The organism is Ruminiclostridium sufflavum DSM 19573, assembly GCF_003208175.1.
Classification (GTDB): domain Bacteria; phylum Bacillota; class Clostridia; order Acetivibrionales; family DSM-1351; genus Ruminiclostridium; species Ruminiclostridium sufflavum.
Map to the genome: position 1 here is coordinate 1 of NZ_QKMR01000029.1, position 17687 is coordinate 17687.

Here is a 17687-nt window from a genome sequence, read left to right on the forward strand (position 1 = left end):
ACATGCAAATTTAAAGTATAAGTTTGGGAACAGACATTTTTGGGCAGAAGGATATTATATAAGCACAGTAGGTTTAAACGAAGCAACTATTAGGAAGTATATCCAAGAGCAGGAGAAGCACGATATTATGGTGGATAAACTAAGTGTAAAAGAGTATGAAGACCCCTTCAAGGGGTAGCAAGTAGTACGTTTGTCCCTTTAGGGGCGGCAAAGATGGCAAGGGCAATAGTAGCTTGAACAAAGTGAAAGCCAGCGTCTTTAGGCGCTAGCCGGTAACAAGCCCTTATAGGGCTAGCACAAGCCACCCGTTTTACGGGTGGTCATGACTATCAGAGAGGTAATTTTAAATGGATACGATTCTAAAAAACTTAAAAAATTTTACGGCTAAACGAAAGGTAGGAGTAATCCCCGGTTTCGGTTTGTCAATTGGGATTACGATAACCTTGATCAGCTTCATTGTGGTTATACCTCTTCTGTCGGTTTTAGTTGCAATTTCCGGATTTACCTGGAAAGAATTTTGGGACTGCATAACTGATAAAATGGTGCTGCATGCTTATCAAGTCAGCTTTGTATGTTCGTTTATTGCGGCGCTTATCAACTGTGTGTTCGGATTAATTCTGGCTTGGGTACTGACAAGATATAAATTTCCGGGGCGCAGGCTTCTTGACGGGCTTATAGAGCTGCCTTTTGCACTGCCAACCGCAGTAGCGGGCATTGCGCTGACGACAATATATGCCGACCAAGGCTGGATAGGCTCGTTGTTTAAGCCTCTGGGAGTAAAGATATCTTACACTCTAATCGGCATTACGATTGCTTTGATTTTTATCGGTATACCGTTTGTGGTGCGTTCGGTGCAGCCTGTCCTTGAAAAGCTGGATTCTCAATATGAGGAAGCGGCTGAAATGCTGGGAGCATCACGCTTGAGAACTTTTTTTAAGGTTATTTTCCCCGAAATCCTTCCCGCTTTGCTTACCGGATTTGGCTTGGCATTTTCACGAGGGCTGGGGGAATACGGAAGCGTGGTTTTTATAGCGGGAAATATCCCATACAAAACGCAGATAGCCCCATTGATTATAATGGGCAAGCTTGAACAATTCAGCTATGCTGGTGCAACTGCCATTGCTCTTGTAATGATTGTTTTTGCGTTTATACTTTTGTTTGCAATCAATTTTATACAAGGCCGCATGAATAAAGCTGCAAAAAACAGCTAAAGGCACAGGAGGTCTGACAATGAAACAAGAAATAAAATCTAGTGTTACAAGAATAGTCTTGATTGCACTGTGCGTCATTTTTGTTGGCGTGATGCTGATTGTGCCGCTGGCAAGCGTACTTGTTTATTCGCTGCGTGAGGGCTGGGAGGTTTTCAGCAGTACAATTAGTGACAAATACACAATAGCCGCACTGAAGCTGACGTTATACGCCGCAGTAATCGCTGTTGCTTTCAACACGATATTTGGCCTGTTTTCATCTTGGGCAATAACAAAATTCCGTTTCAAGGGAAAAAATTTTCTGACAACGCTCATTGATATTCCGTTTGCTATTTCTCCGGTTATTGCCGGTTTGATATTTATCCTTATATTCGGACGTATTGGCTGGGCATATGATTTTTTCAACAATCACAGCATAAAAGTTGTATTTGCCGTTCCCGGCATCGTGCTTGCAACGATTTTTGTTACTTTTCCTTTCATCTCACGTGAGCTTATACCTCTAATGCACTCCCAAGGCTCAGAAGAGGAGGAAGCAGCTGCCCTGATGGGAGCGAAGGGACTTACTATTTATCGAAGGATAACATTGCCTCATATAAAATGGGGTCTCTTGTACGGAATTATACTTTGCACAGCACGTGCCTTGGGTGAATTTGGTGCGGTATCGGTGGTCTCCGGCAAAATCCGCGGGAAAACAAACACACTTCCCCTGCATGTTGAGCAGCTGTTTCAGGAATTTCATCTGACCGCTTCTTTCGCGGCGGCATCAATTCTGGTGTTAATTGCAATTATTATTTTGATTTTAAAGAATATTGTTGAGTATAAGGGAAAAAAGGAGGAAAACTTTCGTGTACGTTGAGTTGAGAAATGTCAATAAGACTTTTGGGAGCTTTAAAGCATTGGATGAAATTTCAATTTCGATAGAAAAAGGAACGCTGGTGGCATTGCTTGGGCCTTCCGGAAGCGGGAAAACCACTATTTTGCGTTCGATTGCAGGGCTGGAAAGACCGGATTCCGGTGAAATTTATATAGATGGTAAGCTTGTCAATGATATCCCAGCCGCAAAAAGAGGCGTGGGCTTTGTTTTTCAAAATTATGCTCTTTTCAGGTATATGACGGTTTTTGATAACATTGCCTTTGGGCTCAAAATTCAAAAGCATAGCAAGGAATATATTGAAAAGCGTGTGTCGGAATTAATTTCACTCATCGGGTTAGAGGGCTTGGAGAAACGCTATCCGCATCAATTGTCGGGCGGTCAGAAGCAGAGAGTTGCGTTTGCCCGGGCCCTTGCCCCCAACCCGCACCTTTTGCTGCTTGACGAGCCTTTTGCCGCCATTGATGCCAAAATCCGCAAGGAGCTTCGCACGTGGCTCAGGGAAACCATCAGCAAGGTCGGGATAACAAGCATATTTGTTACGCATGATCAGGAAGAAGCAATTGAAGTTTCGGATAAAATTATTTTGACCAATAATGGCCGCATTGAGCAAACCGGATCACCGCTCGAAATATACCGCAATCCCAAAACGCCTTTTGCTGCCAAATTCGTTGGGGAGGGTACATCAATCAGCAATTATGATAAAATCCGGGGATTTCAGATTACAAAGGGATTCAGCAGCGCTATTATCAGACCTGAGTTTGTGGGAGTGTCAAAGCCGGGAAAATCACTTTATCCGAATACAACGGATCGCGGAGTTGTTGAGAGCTCTTTTTTTCGGGGTAACAGCCAAGAACTGCATATCCATCTATACGGCATAAAAATTATTGCGGACTATTCATTGGAAGAAGAACCTTTTCAAATCGGCGAAGCCGTCGATGTAATTATAAACCGTTTGTTCCTTTATAATGAATCACAGGTTTTGTCCGTTGAAAATCAAAATCTAAAAAATATCAATTCTGTGGTTATATGAACCGAAATTTTAATAACAGCCCCGCCAAAAGCTGCGGGGCTTGTTGCTATGTGAAGTGTTGACATGGAGGACATCGCCTGCCGGAAGCCGATTACAGCCGTTCAAAGCTATAGCTTTGTTCCAGCCGCACTTTTATGCCGAACGCCTGCTCCAGTATGCCGAGGTCCAAAATATTCCGAGGGGTGCCGACCGCCAGCAAGCTTCCCGCTTGCATTACCGCAAGCTGATCGGCACAGCTCAGTGCCAGATTCAAATCATGAAGCACAGCTGCAATAGCTCTTCCATCGGATTTTAATGCACTGAGCAGTTCTATAAGCTCCAGCTGATGTTCAATATCCAAATAGGTAGTCGGTTCGTCAAGAAGCACTGTTTTTGTGTCTTGAGCCAGCAGCATGGCAAGGTATGCCTTTTGCTGCTCACCGCCGGAAAGCTTGGCGAAAAGCTTCTTTCTGTGTGAGATTATACCTGCACGTTCCATTGCTGACTCTGCCAGCTTACGGTCTTTGACCGTATATACGCGCGGATATCCGAGCCACGGAAAACGCCCGTGAAGGACCAGGGCCTCCACAGTTATATCCGGCATGGTACGCGCCTGCGGCAGGTATGATATTTTTTGCGCGATTTCCTGACGGGACAGTGCGGCAAGGCTTTGCTTGTCCAGTAAAAGCTCTCCTGCTCTTTTAGCAAGCTGGCCGCAGGCGAGCTTCAACAGAGTGCTTTTTCCGCAGCCGTTTTGCCCGATAATTACAGTGATTTTTCCTTCCGGGAAGCATAAAGAAACATCCTGTACGATATTACTTCCGCTATACCCACCGGAAAGGTTTTTGAGATCAAGCATTTCGGTGCCTCCTTTCCCGAAAAAGAATCCAGAGAAAAAACGGTACGCCAAAAAATGAAACCAGAATGCCTACCGGCAATTCAAATGGTGCGAAAACCGTGCGGGCGATGGTATCACAAAGAATTAAAAAGCTTGCGCCAATAAGAGCAGATGTGAAAAGTATCAGTCGGCGGCTGCCTTTTATAAGCATTCGTGTGATATGCGGAACAATCAGCCCGATAAAGCCCAACAAACCGGAAAAGCTTACCGCCGCACCCGCAAGCGCTGCTGCCAGCATCAGAAAAAGGAAACGATAAAATCGTACGTTCAATCCAAGAGAGAGAGCCGTGCTTTCGCCCAATCCCAGAACATCCAGTTCACCGCCCAGCAGAGTCGCTGCTAAAGTGCCGATTAATATAAGAATTCCGGCCGGAAATAAAATCTGAGGGGTTACGCCTGTAAATCCCCCTGTCTGGAAATCGTGCATTCCGATGAGAACATCGGGAAACAGTGCTGTGATTGTGTTGATTCCTGCTGTCATCAGGCTTCCGATTGCAACACCCGATAAAATCAGCGTTATTTTAGATAATCCCGCCTTTTTTGCGATGCCGTATACCGATAGAACAGTGGCGAGCGCACCTATAAATGCCGCCAAAGGCAGCAGCATAACGGCGTAGGGAAGAAACACGGCAAATATGGCGGTGAATAATCCGGCTCCTGCGTTTACGCCCAAAATTCCGGGGCTTGCAAGAGGATTGTTCAGCACAGTTTGAATGATTACACCTGAAACCGCAAGCCCTGTTCCGCTCAAGGCTGCCGCAAAGAGCCGCGGCAGCCGGACATGCAAAAGAATACGCCCTGAGCTTGACGAGTCTCCCTCAAAAATTCCCTGGACAATCTGTGCGGGAGATAAGTCCGCCGCACCTAGACACAGGCTGAGAAACGCGGAAAAAATCAGAATAATGAGGCAGGCACTGATAACCGCAAAGCTTTTATTTTTCGTCATAGAGTATACCATAAAGCCTTTCATAGCTTTCTCCCCAGCGGTTATTCGGCTTCAGATGGAATAAGTCCTTCGGCAAAATAAAATTCTGTTTGTTTTTCACTGCTGTCAGTCCTGACCACGCGGGATTTGCTTCCAGTGTTTCTTCCAGAACCTTCAGCGCCTTTTCTTCTGATTCCCCCATTGTAACGGAGAAAATGAAGTTAGGGTCTTCCTGTATGATTGTTTCCATGCTAAGATTTTTCAAAAGGCTGCTCTGGCTGTCTGCGATGTTGATGCAGCCTAAATCCTTTAGCATTGCACCTGCCATTGTGTCGCTGTTTCGTGCTGTAGCGGAAGTGGAATTTACACGGACAAACAGCACCCTTGGATGTGAGGCTGCCCGATTTGCTTTTGAAATTACTTTGTCAATCCTTGATTTTACGGCGATGCCGTTGCTTTCGTAAAGATCCCTTCGTCCTGTAATATCCGTGCAGATTTTCAGCATATCCAAATATTCACCGAATACTTCCACATCAAAATATGCTGTTGTAATTCCCGCCGCCTTTAACTGGTCGTACAGCTTGACATGAGCGGAGATGCTTTTTGAGAGAAGCACCAAATCTGGCTCCAAGGCTATAATCTGCTCCAAGCTGGGACTGTGCAGCCTGCCTACATCATGAACACTCTCGTCAAGTGCAGGCCCGTCTGTAAAAGCGTCCTGCGTTGTGCCGATTAGATTGCCTCCGGCCAAAAGCCAAGTTTCCGCAAAGCTGCCGGACAAGGCGATCACCCTGTCAGCCTTATGTACCGTAACATTGTGTCCCAGTGCGTCCACGAAGGAAGCCTTTGTATTGTCAGGCTGCTTCAGAGATGTGCCTGACTGATTGCATCCCGTCAGAAGTAAAATTAACAAGATTAAAATGGCTGTAAGTCTATATTTCATTTATTAATCCCCTCGTAAATAGATTGCTCAATTGATGCGAATATCATTTCTCGTATAGGAGGATAAGCTAAAAGACCCTTGTCCACGCAGCTAGTTTTAATACCTTGCTGTTCCAGCAGGCTGCGCCAGCTTCCCTCCGTATCACCTGTAATTTCTTCTTTAACATGCTTCCCGGCGGTCATCATAAGCGGGACAAGAAGAATTGAATTAACGGAGTGATGCAGAATTTCCGATAAAGCTGTTTCAAGCTTGGGATTACCGTCCAATACGCCCATGAAGGCGGTTAGAGATTTTTTCTTCAAGGCGAGATATAGCTTGCGATAGATTTCACCGGCAGGATGCGAGGTTCCGTGTCCGATAAACAAGACAGTTTTACCGCAATATTCCCTTTCCAATATATCTGCCAGTTTTTCAATGCGTTCATTATCCGGCAGCAATGGGTGTCCGACGGCAGTAGTATCCCCAAAAGCCTTTGCTTCCGAGCGTATTTTATCATATTCAATGCCGGTCAGCAGAAAAGCCGGTTGCACCAGTACCCTTCTCAGTCCGATTTGTTTCAGTCCCTCGGCCGCTGAACGGGCAAATGAAATTTTATAATCAGGAAATCGGTGTGCGGCTTCTTTTGCAAAATCAGAAAGGTTACCGAACCCCACAAGCAAAATTCCGGCTTGCTTTTTTTGTTCCATCCAATTCACCTTCAAGCTTGGTTAAGTCATCGGCTTTGCCGATGCAATATTCTTATATGTAGCTGCCTTTGTCAATATATCCTTGAGGCCATACGCTTTCCCGTTCAATTAACTTGCTGGGAAGGATAATTTTAACCGGCAGCTTATGTCCTTTATTAATACGGTCAAGCAATATGTTTACCGCAATAGTTCCCATTTCGACGGCGGGCATTTCGACAGTGGTAAGCATAGGTGAAACATAGGCGGAAAGTTCGATGTTGTCCATGCCGATGACCGAAAGGTCCTCAGGGATTTTTATCCTTGATTCCCTGAACCGGCGCATAGCAGCGATAGCAATTGAATCAGAAGCGCAGAAAACAGCCGTCGGTAAGGTTTTCCACTTTTTAAGCAGCTGCTCCGCGGCAGAATATCCGCCTTCCACTGTATGAGGCACATTGATGGCACAAAGCTGCTCCTGTCTGGCGGATATTTTTTTCATAGCTTCCGCATATGCTTGAAAGCGTACTTCATTTGTTGTTTCACCAAAGTAAGCAATGTGTTTATGCCCGTTTTTTAACAGTAGTGTCATGGCTTTTTCAGTTGCTTCCCGACCATCGCATATCACTTGGTCAAAAGCTGTATCGAGGGGGTTTCTTCCCACATAAACGACGTTTTTATAACGCTGCTCGATTGCCTTAATTTGACTTTCATTGATTCTTCCTATTACAATAGCGTTGCCAAAATTGCCTTTGTCATCCAAAAAGGAAGAATCGTAATTTGAGGTCAGAATATTAGAAACGACAACCTCCACGCTCAAGGAATGCTGCTCGACCGCTCTTGTAATCTGCTCAAAAAACGGATTTTCACTGATGTTTTTCACCCGGCCTAAAACGCAGACAATGCTGTTGCGTTTATGCTTAGCTGCATTTGCTTGCTTCAGACTTTTTGCGTTTTGGTTAGGCACATATTCATACTCACGTATGACTGCCCAAACGCGGTCGCGTACTTCTTTTGAGGCAAAGCTGTTGTCAGGTGAATTGATAATGCGTGAAACTGTCGAGGCTGATACTCCGGCAATTTCCGCGATTTGTTTGATGGTCAACCGGGTTCCCTCCCAAATAAATAATTTAACAGAATAAATATATTATAAAATTTTTCTGGAAGCTGCGCAACGAAAATTTAGTAAATCGTTTGCGTTATTTTTCGGATATAATTGTTGATTTTTCTATTGATACTTGAGCAATCGGTTGCGTAAATTGCTATTGCTGTTTATCGTTTGCGAATTTTATAATATTACTATCAAAAATAATCAAAACAGTTTGGCAGGTGCTATATTTTGAAAACATTAGAGATACAACGAATAACTACAGATTTTTTAATTATTGGAGGCGGCACGGCAGGCTGCTATGCAGCTCTTACTCTTGGTGAACATACGGGAGCAAAAATTCTGATTGCGGAAAAAGCTGATATCAGGCGCAGCGGCTGCCTTGCCGCGGGTGTTAACGCAATCAATGCCTATATCCTGCCCGGACGGAAAGCGCAGGATTATGTGGATTATGCGCGCAAGGATGCGGAAGGCATTGTGCGCGGCGATTTGCTTCTGACAATGGCGGAGGGATTGAATAAAACCATTGTAAAGCTGGAGCAGTTAGGGCTTTCCGTTCTCAAGGACGAACACGGCAATTATGCCGCCAGAGGAAACCGCAACATTAAAATCAACGGTGAAAATATCAAGCCGATTTTGGCTGGTGCAGTGTCAAGACTGCCTCAAATAACGGTGATGAACCGTCTTAATGTTTTTGAAATTATAGTAGAAAGAGGCAGAGCTATAGGTGCATACGCTTTTTCCATTGACGAGCCGATTCTGCAGGTTATTTCAGCCAAGGCGGTGATTTGCACCACAGGCGGTGCGGCAGGGCTTTACAGACCGAATAATACAGGATTTTCACGCCATAAAATGTGGTATCCGCCGTTTAATACTGGGGCGGGCTATGCAATGGGGATTTTGGCCGGCGCGGAAATGACCACCCTTGAAATGAGGTTTATCGCCCTGCGCTGCAAGGATACAATAGCTCCTACCGGAACACTTGCACAAGGCGTGGGAGCAAAGCAAATAAACGTACAGGGTGAAGTATACGAGCAGAAATACGGTATTACCACCTCCCAGCGGCTGCACGGAACAGTGATTGAAAACCTTGAGGGGCGAGGCCCGTGTTATCTCCAAACTGCCGGTATCAGCAAAGAACAGGAGGAGGACTTGCAGAAGGCCTATTTGAATATGGCTCCGAGCCAAACGCTCAAATGGCTGGAGAGCGGTAAAACTGCAAGCATGGAGAATGTGGAAATTGAAGGAACAGAGCCTTATATAGTCGGGGGACACACTGCAAGCGGGTTTTGGGTGGATACCAGCCGCGAAACGACAATAAGGGGGTTATTTGCTGCGGGTGATGTGGCGGGCGGCTGTCCGCAGAAATATGTGACCGGTGCATTTGCAGAAGGTGAAATTGCCGCCAAGGCTGCTTTGAAATACATAGACAGTCAAGTTGTCATACTATCGGACGCACAAGTCAAAAGGGTTCAAAACCGGCTTCATGTTTTCCTGAACAGTGAATCCCAAATTAGCATTGATTCGCTGGAAGACGAGATGCAGGAAGTGATGGACAGATATGCCGGAGGAATCAGCCGGCATTACCGCTATGATGAGGATTCTCTCGCCGCAGCGGATGAAAAAATCAAAGAGCTTTCAGTTAAAGCCGAAAATCTGTCCGCAAAAAACATGCGTGAGCTTTTGTATATCTTTGAGCTTCGGGAAAGGCTGGTGCTATGCCGGTCTGTTATCGCCCATCTGGCGGCAAGGAAGGAAACGCGCTGGCACAGCTTTGCAGAACATACTGATTATCCCGAAAGGCGGGAGGATTATGAGATATATATTAATTCAAGGCTGACTGACGGCAGAATAAAAGTCTTTACACGAAGGCTCATAAAGGAGGGAAGCGTTTATGAGCATTAAAATTACACTGGAAAAGTGCATCGGCTGCGGGTCATGTGTATCTGTATGTCCCGGCAGTCTGATTGAAGTCAGCGGAGGCAAGGCTGCAATTTATGATCCGAAACGTTGCTGGGGCTGTGCCTCCTGTGTAAAGGAATGTCCTGTTCAGGCAATCGCTTTGTATCTGGGCGAGGATATCGGAGGCTTGGGCGGCAAGCTGACCGTCAGGCAGGAGAATACATTGCTGTACTGGACAGTCCTGCTGCCAAGCGGAGAAATAAAGACAATCATTACCGACAGGCAAAAGTCAAACCAATACTGAGGAGGTTTTAATTTGACACATCTGGATAAGCTGGAAGCTGAAGCAATATATATAATCCGGGAGGTTGCGGCAGAATGCGAAAAGCCGGTTATGCTTTATTCCATCGGCAAGGATTCTTCGGTTATGCTGCATCTTGCGTTAAAGGCATTTTATCCCGAAAAACCGCCGTTTCCCTTTCTGCATATTGACACAAGCTGGAAATTTCGTGAAATGACGGATTTTCGTGACCGCCGCGCAAAGGAACTGGGAATTAGTATGCTGGTATACCGAAATGAGGAAGCTCTGGCACAGGGCATCAATCCTTTTACCCATGGAGCTGCCTACACCGATATTCTTAAAACTCAGGCTTTAAAACAGGCATTGACTAAATACGGCTTCACAGCTGCGTTTGGCGGCGGCCGCAGGGATGAGGAAAAATCCCGCGCAAAGGAGAGGATTTTTTCCTTCAGAAATGAGCATCATGCGTGGGACCCGAAAAACCAGCGTCCGGAAATGTGGAAGCTGTTCAATACAAAGATAAACAAGGGTGAAAGTATTAGGGTGTTTCCTATTTCAAACTGGACAGAAAAAGACATTTGGCAATATATCCGGCGTGAAAGTATTCCGATTGTCCCGCTTTATTTTGCAAAAGAACGCCCTGTGATTTTCCGCGACGGCAACATCATCATGGTTGACGATGACCGAATGAGGTTTTTGCCGGGAGAAGCTCCTGTGTTAAAAAAGGTGCGTTTCCGCACGCTGGGATGCTACCCCTTGACAGGAGGTGTGGAATCGGATGCCGACACGCTGGATGCGGTAATTGACGAAACCCTTGCGGCAGTGACGAGTGAGCGTACCAGCAGGGTGATTGATAATGAAGCAACGGGCAGCATGGAACGCCGAAAGAGAGAAGGTTATTTTTAATGAGGAATGCGGAAAACGAACTTTTGAAATTTATTACCTGCGGTAGTGTGGATGACGGAAAATCCACGCTGATCGGACATATTTTATATGCTTCAAAGCTAATTTATACGGATCAGGAGCAGGCTCTTATCCTTGACAGTCAGGTGGGAAGCAGGGGCGGTAAAATTGATTATTCCCTGCTGCTTGACGGGCTGATGGCGGAGCGTGAACAAGGCATCACAATTGATGTGGCTTATCGGTACTTCACCTCCGATGCACGTAGCTTTATAGTTGCGGATACGCCGGGGCATGAGGAATATACCAGAAACATGGCGGTTGGTGCGTCCTTTGCCGATCTGGCAGTTATTTTGATTGACGCGTCACAAGGAGTTCTTGTGCAGACCCGCAGGCATGCCCGCATTTGCTCGCTGATGGGCATCAAAAATTTTGTATTTGCAATCAACAAGATGGATTTAGTGGGCTATGAGAGGTCGGTAGTTGAAATTATCACTAAGGACATTGATAAGCTTTCAGAGGAGCTGACCTTAAAAAATATATATATTATTCCGGTTTCAGCCACCGAAGGTGACAATATCACAAAGCCTTCTAAGAATATGCCGTGGTTTTGCGGGGAAACATTGCTGTCTTATTTGGAAACCGTAGATATTGAAAGCACAGAGGAAATCGGATTCTATATGCCGGTGCAAAGGGTTTGCCGCCCTGATCACACCTTTCGCGGCTTTCAGGGACAGATAGAGGCGGGAAAAGTCAGCGTGAGCGACACCTTGACCGCACTTCCAAGCGGAGAAACGGCAATTGTAAAAACGCTGTATATTGGGGACAGACAAGCGGAATATGCCGAGGCCGGGCAGCCTGTTACCATTCAGCTTGACCGTGAGGTGGATGTATCCCGCGGCTGTGTCCTCCTGCGGGGCGCGCAGCTTAAAACAGAGAAATCCTTTTTTGCCACCTTGCTCTGGATGGATGAGAGTCCTCTTATTCCCGGAAGGGAATACTGGCTTAAAATCGGAACAAAGCTCATACCTGCCATTGTGACAGGAATTCGCTATAAGACGGATGTCAACAGCGGAGAAAAGCTTATGGCGGAGAGCATCGGGAAAAATGAAATCGTTGTATGTGAAATTGTGGCGAGCGAATCGCTGACGATAGATGCCTTCACGCGGCATAAAACGGCGGGAGAGCTTATTCTTATCGACCGTGTCACACATGCAACCTCTGCTTGCGGTGTCGTAGAAGAAGTATGCGAGGAGACGGGCGGCAATGTTTTGCTGAGGGACGGAGAACGCGAGCTTGCAGTAGGGCTGTTTGACTGCTTCTACTATCATCCGGAGCTTCATACGGTTTTGCGCCACAGCCCAAACCCGGCTACCTATAAAAAGGGAGACAGGCTGCCGCTTGACAGCGCAGGCTTTGGATATCCGCAGGACTTTGACATTTCTGCCGGAGACGTTTACGGAAATATCAGAAAGGGCGCATTTGCGGGCTTCGGCAAGCGGAATACGGAGGTGCCTCTTATTGATGCAAACGGCCTTGAAGCCGAAAGCACACCGCCGAGGAGCTTTTTGAAATACCGCACTGTTGCGATATGGGAGAAAGATTATGAGATTTAACACAAGGGTTCTGCATAGCACTTTTCCAGCCGATCCATACGGTTCCACGCTTCCGCCTGTTTATCAGGTTTCGGCTTTTGCCCATGAATCGGCTGAAACGCTTGAAAGGGTTTTTGACAATAAACAGCCGGGATTTGCGTACACGCGTATTTCCAACCCTACCGTGGCTGCTTTTGAAAAAAGGATGGCGGTTATTGAGGGAGGCTTTGATGCTGTTTCCTGTGCTTCGGGAATGGCGGCAGTATCAATGGCGCTGCTGAATATTTTACAGTCGGGTGATGAGATAATTGCCGGAAGTGGATTGTTTGGCGGAACGCTGGATTTATTTGCGGATTTGCAGTTGCTAGGGATAACTGTAAAGTTTGTCAGCGATGTAACCGCTGAAAAAATAGAAGCACAAATAACGCCGAATACAAAAGTCATTTTTGCCGAGCTAATCGGAAATCCCCGCCTTGATGTGGTCAATATCGCTGAAGTTGCCAAGACAGCAAACTCACATGGGATTCCGCTGATTATAGACGGTACGACGGCGACTCCGGCGCTGGTAAATCCGCTTGAGCTGGGAGCGCACATCGTGGTTCATTCGTCGTCAAAATATATCAATGGCAGCGGTGACGCAATTTCTGGAGTGATTGTGGATGGCGCGAGGATGAATTGGGATTTTGAAAGATTTCCTGCGCTGCTGAAATACAGGAAATTCGGAAAGCTTGCATATACCGCGAGGCTTAGGCAGGATTTATGGCGGAATTTCGGCGCTTGTATTGCTCCGCAAAATGCATGGCTTAACACCGTAGGACTTGAAACGCTGGGGATTCGTATGGAACGTCTTTGTAAAAACGCGCTGGAGCTGGCGGAGTATCTGTCTGAATCCGGTACTCTCGAAAATGTGAATTATCCGGGGCTTGAGAAAAGTCCATATTCGGCGCTGGTGAAAAAACAGTTTGAGTCCGGCTGCGGCGGTGCTATTCTGACTATTCGCACAGGCAGCAAGGAGAGAGCTTTCAAGCTTATTAACAGTTTAAAATATGCGAAAATTGCCACCAATATCGGGGATGTCAGGACCCTTGTCATACACCCCGCATCTACCATCTACGCGCACAGCTCCGGGGAACAAAGGCAGAATGCCGAAGTGTATGACGATTTAATCCGTATCAGCATCGGGCTTGAGAATATAGAAGACTTGAAGGAAGATTTTACACAGGCGATAGATAAAATGAACAGGGAGGCTTCGTGATATGGCTGTAGATTACAAGGCGCTAAAGAACGGCGGCTTTATGCGCCAAATTCAGAAAAATAATTTTTCGCTGAGGTTGAGAGTGGTGGGCGGCAACCTGACCGCCGACCAGCTGTTAACCATAGCCCAGATCAGCAAAAAATATGGTGACGGGCATGTGCATCTCACATCCCGTCAAGGCGTGGAAATCCCGTTTATTAAGCTGCAGGACGTGGAGAACGTCAAGGCGGAGCTTGAAGGAAACGGAGTGAACACCGGGGTATGCGGTCCCCGCGTGCGCACCGTCACTGCCTGTCAGGGCAGTAAAATCTGTCCCTCGGGGTGTATAGACACATATCTTCTGGCGTTGGAAATCTCTGACCGCTATTTGGGGCGGCAGCTGCCTCACAAGTTTAAGTTCGGAGTAACCGGTTGCATGAACAACTGCCTGAAAGCGGAGGAAAACGACCTTGGTGTCAAAGGCGGATACACTGTAGAATGGATTCCCGATGCATGTACACTGTGCGGTGTCTGTGTCAAGGCATGTCGTGAGCATGCACTTACCCAAACCGACAAGGAAGTCCGGATTGACCTTGAAAAATGCAATCACTGCGGACGGTGTGTGAAAGCCTGCCCGTTTGATGCGTGGAAAGGAGAACCGGGCTATCTGATTTCTTTCGGCGGAACCTTCGGAAACCTGATTGCCAAGGGCGAGCAGTTCCTGCCCGTTATTAAGGATAAGGAAACCTTTTTCCGCATAGCGGATGCGGCTCTCACTTTCTTTGACAAATACGGGACACCTTACGAGCGTTTTCGCGTGGCGATTGAGCGTAAGGGATGGGATGAATTCAAAAAGGAAATGGAGGCTGCTTACAATGGCTGATTTTATTATAGATGAGACCGTGGACATTACAGATGTAGTATGCCCGGTAACCTTCGTAAAGGCCAAGGTTGCACTTGAAGAGCTGGACGAGGGACAGATACTTTCAATAAAGCTGAACGACGGAGAACCGGTGCAAAATGTTCCCCGCAGCATAAAGGAGGAAGGGCATCAAATCCTCAGGCTGCAAGACAACAGTGACGGAACGTATAGCCTTATTGTGAGAAAGGTGGGGGAATGATGCCAGTTAGGATTACAGAGAATAATTTTAAACAGGAGATTTTGCAGAGCAGAATCCCGGTGCTCGTGGAATTTTTCACAGACGGATGCGTAACCTGTAAGAAGTTTTCACCTTTATTAGCCGAAATTGAAGAAGAATTTAAAGGCAGAGTGAGGGTTTATAAAATCAATGCAAATATCAATGAAAAGCTGGTTGCGGAATACACCATCCTGTCTGCTCCTTCGCTGTTGTTTTTTAGCAGCGGCAAAGAAATCGAGCGTAAAACCGGTATTTATGCCAAAGAGCAAATCGCGGAAACGTTAAATAAGATTTTGGAGGAATCGAAATGAAGCTGACTGTTGCAGGTAATGTAAAGGAATATGAAGACGGTCTGACCGTCGCCAAGCTGATAGAGCTTGAAAAGGTGGAAACGCCGGAATATGTCACTGTTTCCATCAATGATGAATTTGTACCGGGCGATACCTTTGAGGAAACCGTCTTGAACCACTGTGACAGCGTGGAATTTCTCTATTTCATGGGAGGTGGTGCGTATGACATTCACCAATGAACAGTTAGAACGTTATTCCCGGCATATCATCCTGTCGGAGATTGGTGTAAAGGGGCAGAAAAAACTCCTTGGGGCAAAGGTTCTCATTATAGGCGCGGGAGGACTTGGAGCACCCGCTGCCTTGTATCTTGCAGCGGCAGGTGTTGGAACAGTCGGCATTGCCGATGCAGACGAGGTTGATTTATCCAACCTCCAGCGGCAGGTTATCCATACTACTGCTGATGTGGGAAGGGCAAAGGTGGAATCTGCCGCTGAAACCATGAAAGAAATAAATCCGGATGTGACCGTTAACACTTACCGTACTTTTGTTGATAGCAGCAACATTATGGGACTGATTTCCGGCTACGATTTTATCCTTGACGGTACGGACAATTTCCCAGCAAAATTTCTCATTAACGATGCTTGCGTATTGGCAGGGAAACCATTTTCCCATGCGGGAATCATACGTTTTAAAGGGCAGCTTATGACCTATGTTCCGGGTGAAGGGCCATGTTATCGCTGCGTGTTTGAAGAGCCGCCGCCGCCCGATGCTGTACCGACTTGCAGGCAAGCGGGCGTTATTGGCGCTATGGGCGGTGTCATAGGCAGCCTGCAGGCAATGGAAGCCATCAAGTATATTATTGGCAAGGGCGAGCTTCTCACAGGCAGACTGCTGACATATGATGCGCTGAAGATGGAGTTCAGAAAGATAACGCTGCCAAAACGGAATTCCTGTGCTGTCTGCGGGATAAATCCTACAATACTGATGCCTTTTGACTATGAACAAAAAGAGTGTGATTTGAAATGAGTATTTATATTAAAAAATCCGATTTTGATACTATTGCCGCCCATGCTGCGGCTGAGCTTCCTAATGAAGCCTGCGGCCTGATTGCGGGCAGGCTTGATGGCGAAGATAGATTTATAGAAAAGGTTTATCTTCTTTCTAATCCCGACCGGAGTCCTGAGCATTTTTCCATAGACCCGAAGGAGCAGCTGTCAGCGATTAAGGATATGAGGCAAAACGGGTTTGTTCCGCTTGGGAATTTTCATTCTCATCCGTCTACTCCTGCCCGTCCTTCGGAAGAAGATATACGCTTGGCGCATGACCCTAAGGCCAGCTATCTAATTCTGTCACTGAGTGAAAAGGAGCCGGTGTTAAAAGCATTTAGAATAGCAGATACTAAAGTAACACAGGATTCGATTAAATTTATTTTATAGGGCGGCAATAACACAAGTATAATAAAGCACCGCTATATGACATTAATGCTAATGCCGGTCACTTGCTTTGTAATCTCCCCTGTCAACTACCAGTTTATAGCCGATGCTTTTCATGCGGTTTTGCAGGCAATTACTGCATTCTGCCGCTTCTTCACCGGTACAGATTTTATTGTCATACAGTGAATACTTTTTCCGCACAGAAACCGGTGAGAGATTTGGCATTACAACATTTGCTCCTGCAAGAATACCTTTTTCACGCCCATTTGAGTTAATTGTACCAAGAGCAGTTGTAGATGGAATAAGTGAGCTCGGCAGCAGCAAGCGGACAATACCAATCAGCAGAAGTGTCAATTCCAAGCTTCCGGCGGGTTCATCGGCAAATATCGTGTCCCTGTGAGGGATAAAGGGTCCCATTCCTACCATTTCGGGAGAAAATTCCTTAATAAAAATCAAGTCCTCTGCAATATTTTCAATGGTTTGATATGGGGAACCTATCATGAAACCGGTACCGACCTGAAAGCCAATTTCTTTCAAGTTATACAGGCATTGCTTTCTGTTGGACAAGGAAAGGCTCTTGGGATGCAGCTTTTTGTAATGCTCTTCGTCAGATGTTTCGTGACGAAGCAGGTATCGGTCTGCACCTGCTTTGAAATAGCGTTTGTACGATTCATGGCTTCTTTCGCCTATGGAAAGGGTAACGGCACAATCAGAATAGCCCGCTTTAATTTTTTCAATAATATCTATGATATCATCATCCGAATAAAAGAAGTCTTCGCCGCCTTGCAGTACAAAGGTGCGGTAGCCGAGCCTATAGCCTGTTTTGCAGCATGCCAGTATCTCGTCTGCGCTGAGCCTGTATCGCTCCGCATGTAAATTACTGCTGCTGATGCCGCAATAATAGCAGTTGTTTTTGCAATAATTGGTGAATTCGATTAGCCCTCTTGTGTATATAGAATTACCGAAGTGCTTTAATGCCGTTTGACGCGATTTCTCAAATAAGTATTCACCGGAACGGGTATCAAAATTTTTGAGTATATATAGAAATTCATCCTTGTCTAAGTTATGTGTTTCGTATAGCTTGTCGATTGTTTTTTTCATTTTGAACCTCCCGGTGTAATTTTCAGTACAGTTTAGGTTAAACTATACCATATTTCATAGACTTAGGTAAAGTGGCATGAAAATAATGAAATTATAAGCATATATTTGCAGAACTAATTACGGCTGAAACCCTTGCTTAACATAAAACTATTGCTTTCAGCCGTA

The 17687-nt window shown here is 46.0% G+C and carries 21 protein-coding genes; 15 read left to right on the forward strand and 6 right to left on the reverse strand.

Annotated features, from left to right (window positions below; all coding sequences use genetic code 11):
• The 4 genes from LY28_RS17285 to LY28_RS17300 form a co-directional block, all read left to right on the forward strand.
• Window positions 1–178: transposase (locus tag LY28_RS17285; RefSeq protein ID WP_207658136.1), on the forward strand; the 178-nt coding region annotated here is incomplete at its 5' end.
• Window positions 179–347: 169 nt separating this feature from the next.
• On the forward strand, window positions 348–1211 hold the full coding sequence (gene cysT, locus LY28_RS17290) for a sulfate ABC transporter permease subunit CysT (RefSeq protein ID WP_207658134.1): 864 nt from the start codon (window positions 348–350) through the stop codon (window positions 1209–1211).
• A gap of 19 nt (window positions 1212–1230) precedes the next feature.
• Window positions 1231–2064 (forward strand): sulfate ABC transporter permease subunit CysW, encoded by an 834-nt coding sequence (cysW, locus tag LY28_RS17295; RefSeq protein ID WP_110463431.1) that lies wholly within the window; start codon window positions 1231–1233, stop codon window positions 2062–2064.
• Complete coding sequence (locus LY28_RS17300; protein ID WP_110463432.1) at window positions 2054–3112, forward strand: ABC transporter ATP-binding protein; 1059 nt, start codon at window positions 2054–2056, stop codon at window positions 3110–3112. Before cysW ends, LY28_RS17300 begins: the two co-directional genes overlap by 11 nt.
• 91 nt (window positions 3113–3203) lie before the next feature.
• Here LY28_RS17300 and LY28_RS17305 read toward each other — a convergent pair whose 3' ends face one another.
• The 5 genes from LY28_RS17305 to LY28_RS17325 are packed head-to-tail and all read right to left on the reverse strand — an operon-like array spanning window position 3204 to window position 7624.
• Window positions 3204–3950, reverse strand: a complete 747-nt coding sequence (locus LY28_RS17305) for an ABC transporter ATP-binding protein (RefSeq protein ID WP_110463433.1) — start codon at window positions 3948–3950, stop codon at window positions 3204–3206.
• Window positions 3943–4959: a FecCD family ABC transporter permease gene (locus LY28_RS17310; protein ID WP_242981396.1), complete on the reverse strand. Its 1017-nt coding sequence runs from the start codon at window positions 4957–4959 to the stop codon at window positions 3943–3945. Before LY28_RS17310 ends, LY28_RS17305 begins: the two co-directional genes overlap by 8 nt.
• Window positions 4922–5857, reverse strand: a complete 936-nt coding sequence (locus LY28_RS17315; protein ID WP_110463434.1) for an ABC transporter substrate-binding protein — start codon at window positions 5855–5857, stop codon at window positions 4922–4924. The genes LY28_RS17310 and LY28_RS17315 overlap by 38 nt, the downstream gene beginning before the upstream one ends.
• Window positions 5854–6543 carry a sirohydrochlorin cobaltochelatase gene (locus tag LY28_RS17320; protein WP_110463435.1) on the reverse strand — a complete coding sequence of 230 codons (690 nt, stop codon included), beginning with the start codon at window positions 6541–6543 and terminating at the stop codon, window positions 5854–5856. The genes LY28_RS17315 and LY28_RS17320 overlap by 4 nt, the downstream gene beginning before the upstream one ends.
• Window positions 6544–6595: 52 nt before the next feature.
• On the reverse strand, window positions 6596–7624 hold the full coding sequence (locus LY28_RS17325; RefSeq protein ID WP_110463436.1) for a LacI family DNA-binding transcriptional regulator: 1029 nt from the start codon (window positions 7622–7624) through the stop codon (window positions 6596–6598).
• A 231-nt stretch (window positions 7625–7855) separates the two neighbouring features.
• On the opposite strand from LY28_RS17325, the gene LY28_RS17330 reads away from it, so the two are divergent.
• Genes LY28_RS17330 through LY28_RS17380 form a run of 11 tightly spaced genes read left to right on the forward strand, consistent with a single transcriptional unit; the run spans window position 7856 to window position 16424 of the window.
• Window positions 7856–9532 (forward strand): adenylyl-sulfate reductase subunit alpha, encoded by a 1677-nt coding sequence (locus LY28_RS17330; protein WP_110463437.1) that lies wholly within the window; start codon window positions 7856–7858, stop codon window positions 9530–9532.
• Window positions 9522–9833 carry an indolepyruvate ferredoxin oxidoreductase subunit alpha gene (locus LY28_RS17335; protein ID WP_110463438.1) on the forward strand — a complete coding sequence of 104 codons (312 nt, stop codon included), beginning with the start codon at window positions 9522–9524 and terminating at the stop codon, window positions 9831–9833. The genes LY28_RS17330 and LY28_RS17335 overlap by 11 nt, the downstream gene beginning before the upstream one ends.
• A gap of 12 nt (window positions 9834–9845) precedes the next feature.
• Window positions 9846–10736 carry a sulfate adenylyltransferase subunit CysD gene (gene cysD, locus LY28_RS17340; RefSeq protein ID WP_110463439.1) on the forward strand — a complete coding sequence of 297 codons (891 nt, stop codon included), beginning with the start codon at window positions 9846–9848 and terminating at the stop codon, window positions 10734–10736.
• A complete protein-coding gene (locus LY28_RS17345; RefSeq protein WP_110463440.1) occupies window positions 10736–12346 on the forward strand; it encodes a sulfate adenylyltransferase subunit 1 in 1611 nt (536 codons plus the stop codon). The genes cysD and LY28_RS17345 overlap by 1 nt, the downstream gene beginning before the upstream one ends.
• Window positions 12336–13580: an O-acetylhomoserine aminocarboxypropyltransferase/cysteine synthase family protein gene (locus LY28_RS17350; protein WP_110463441.1), complete on the forward strand. Its 1245-nt coding sequence runs from the start codon at window positions 12336–12338 to the stop codon at window positions 13578–13580. Before LY28_RS17345 ends, LY28_RS17350 begins: the two co-directional genes overlap by 11 nt.
• Window position 13581: 1 nt before the next feature.
• Window positions 13582–14442 (forward strand): 4Fe-4S binding protein, encoded by an 861-nt coding sequence (locus LY28_RS17355; protein ID WP_110463442.1) that lies wholly within the window; start codon window positions 13582–13584, stop codon window positions 14440–14442.
• Window positions 14435–14680, forward strand: coding sequence for a sulfurtransferase TusA family protein (locus tag LY28_RS17360; RefSeq protein ID WP_110463443.1), 246 nt, complete (start codon window positions 14435–14437; stop codon window positions 14678–14680). The genes LY28_RS17355 and LY28_RS17360 overlap by 8 nt, the downstream gene beginning before the upstream one ends.
• Window positions 14677–15009: a thioredoxin family protein gene (locus LY28_RS17365; RefSeq protein WP_110463444.1), complete on the forward strand. Its 333-nt coding sequence runs from the start codon at window positions 14677–14679 to the stop codon at window positions 15007–15009. The genes LY28_RS17360 and LY28_RS17365 overlap by 4 nt, the downstream gene beginning before the upstream one ends.
• The gene (thiS, locus tag LY28_RS17370) at window positions 15006–15227 is read left to right on the forward strand and encodes a sulfur carrier protein ThiS (protein WP_110463445.1); all 222 of its coding nucleotides are present in this window, start codon (window positions 15006–15008) and stop codon (window positions 15225–15227) included. The genes LY28_RS17365 and thiS overlap by 4 nt, the downstream gene beginning before the upstream one ends.
• Window positions 15211–16014 (forward strand): HesA/MoeB/ThiF family protein, encoded by an 804-nt coding sequence (locus tag LY28_RS17375; RefSeq protein WP_110463446.1) that lies wholly within the window; start codon window positions 15211–15213, stop codon window positions 16012–16014. The genes thiS and LY28_RS17375 overlap by 17 nt, the downstream gene beginning before the upstream one ends.
• Window positions 16011–16424, forward strand: a complete 414-nt coding sequence (locus tag LY28_RS17380) for a M67 family metallopeptidase (protein WP_110463447.1) — start codon at window positions 16011–16013, stop codon at window positions 16422–16424. The genes LY28_RS17375 and LY28_RS17380 overlap by 4 nt, the downstream gene beginning before the upstream one ends.
• Window positions 16425–16472: 48 nt before the next feature.
• Here the strand turns inward: LY28_RS17380 and hydE are convergent, their stop codons facing one another.
• Window positions 16473–17522, reverse strand: coding sequence for a [FeFe] hydrogenase H-cluster radical SAM maturase HydE (hydE, locus tag LY28_RS17385; protein WP_110463448.1), 1050 nt, complete (start codon window positions 17520–17522; stop codon window positions 16473–16475).
• Window positions 17523–17687: the final 165 nt, after the last annotated feature.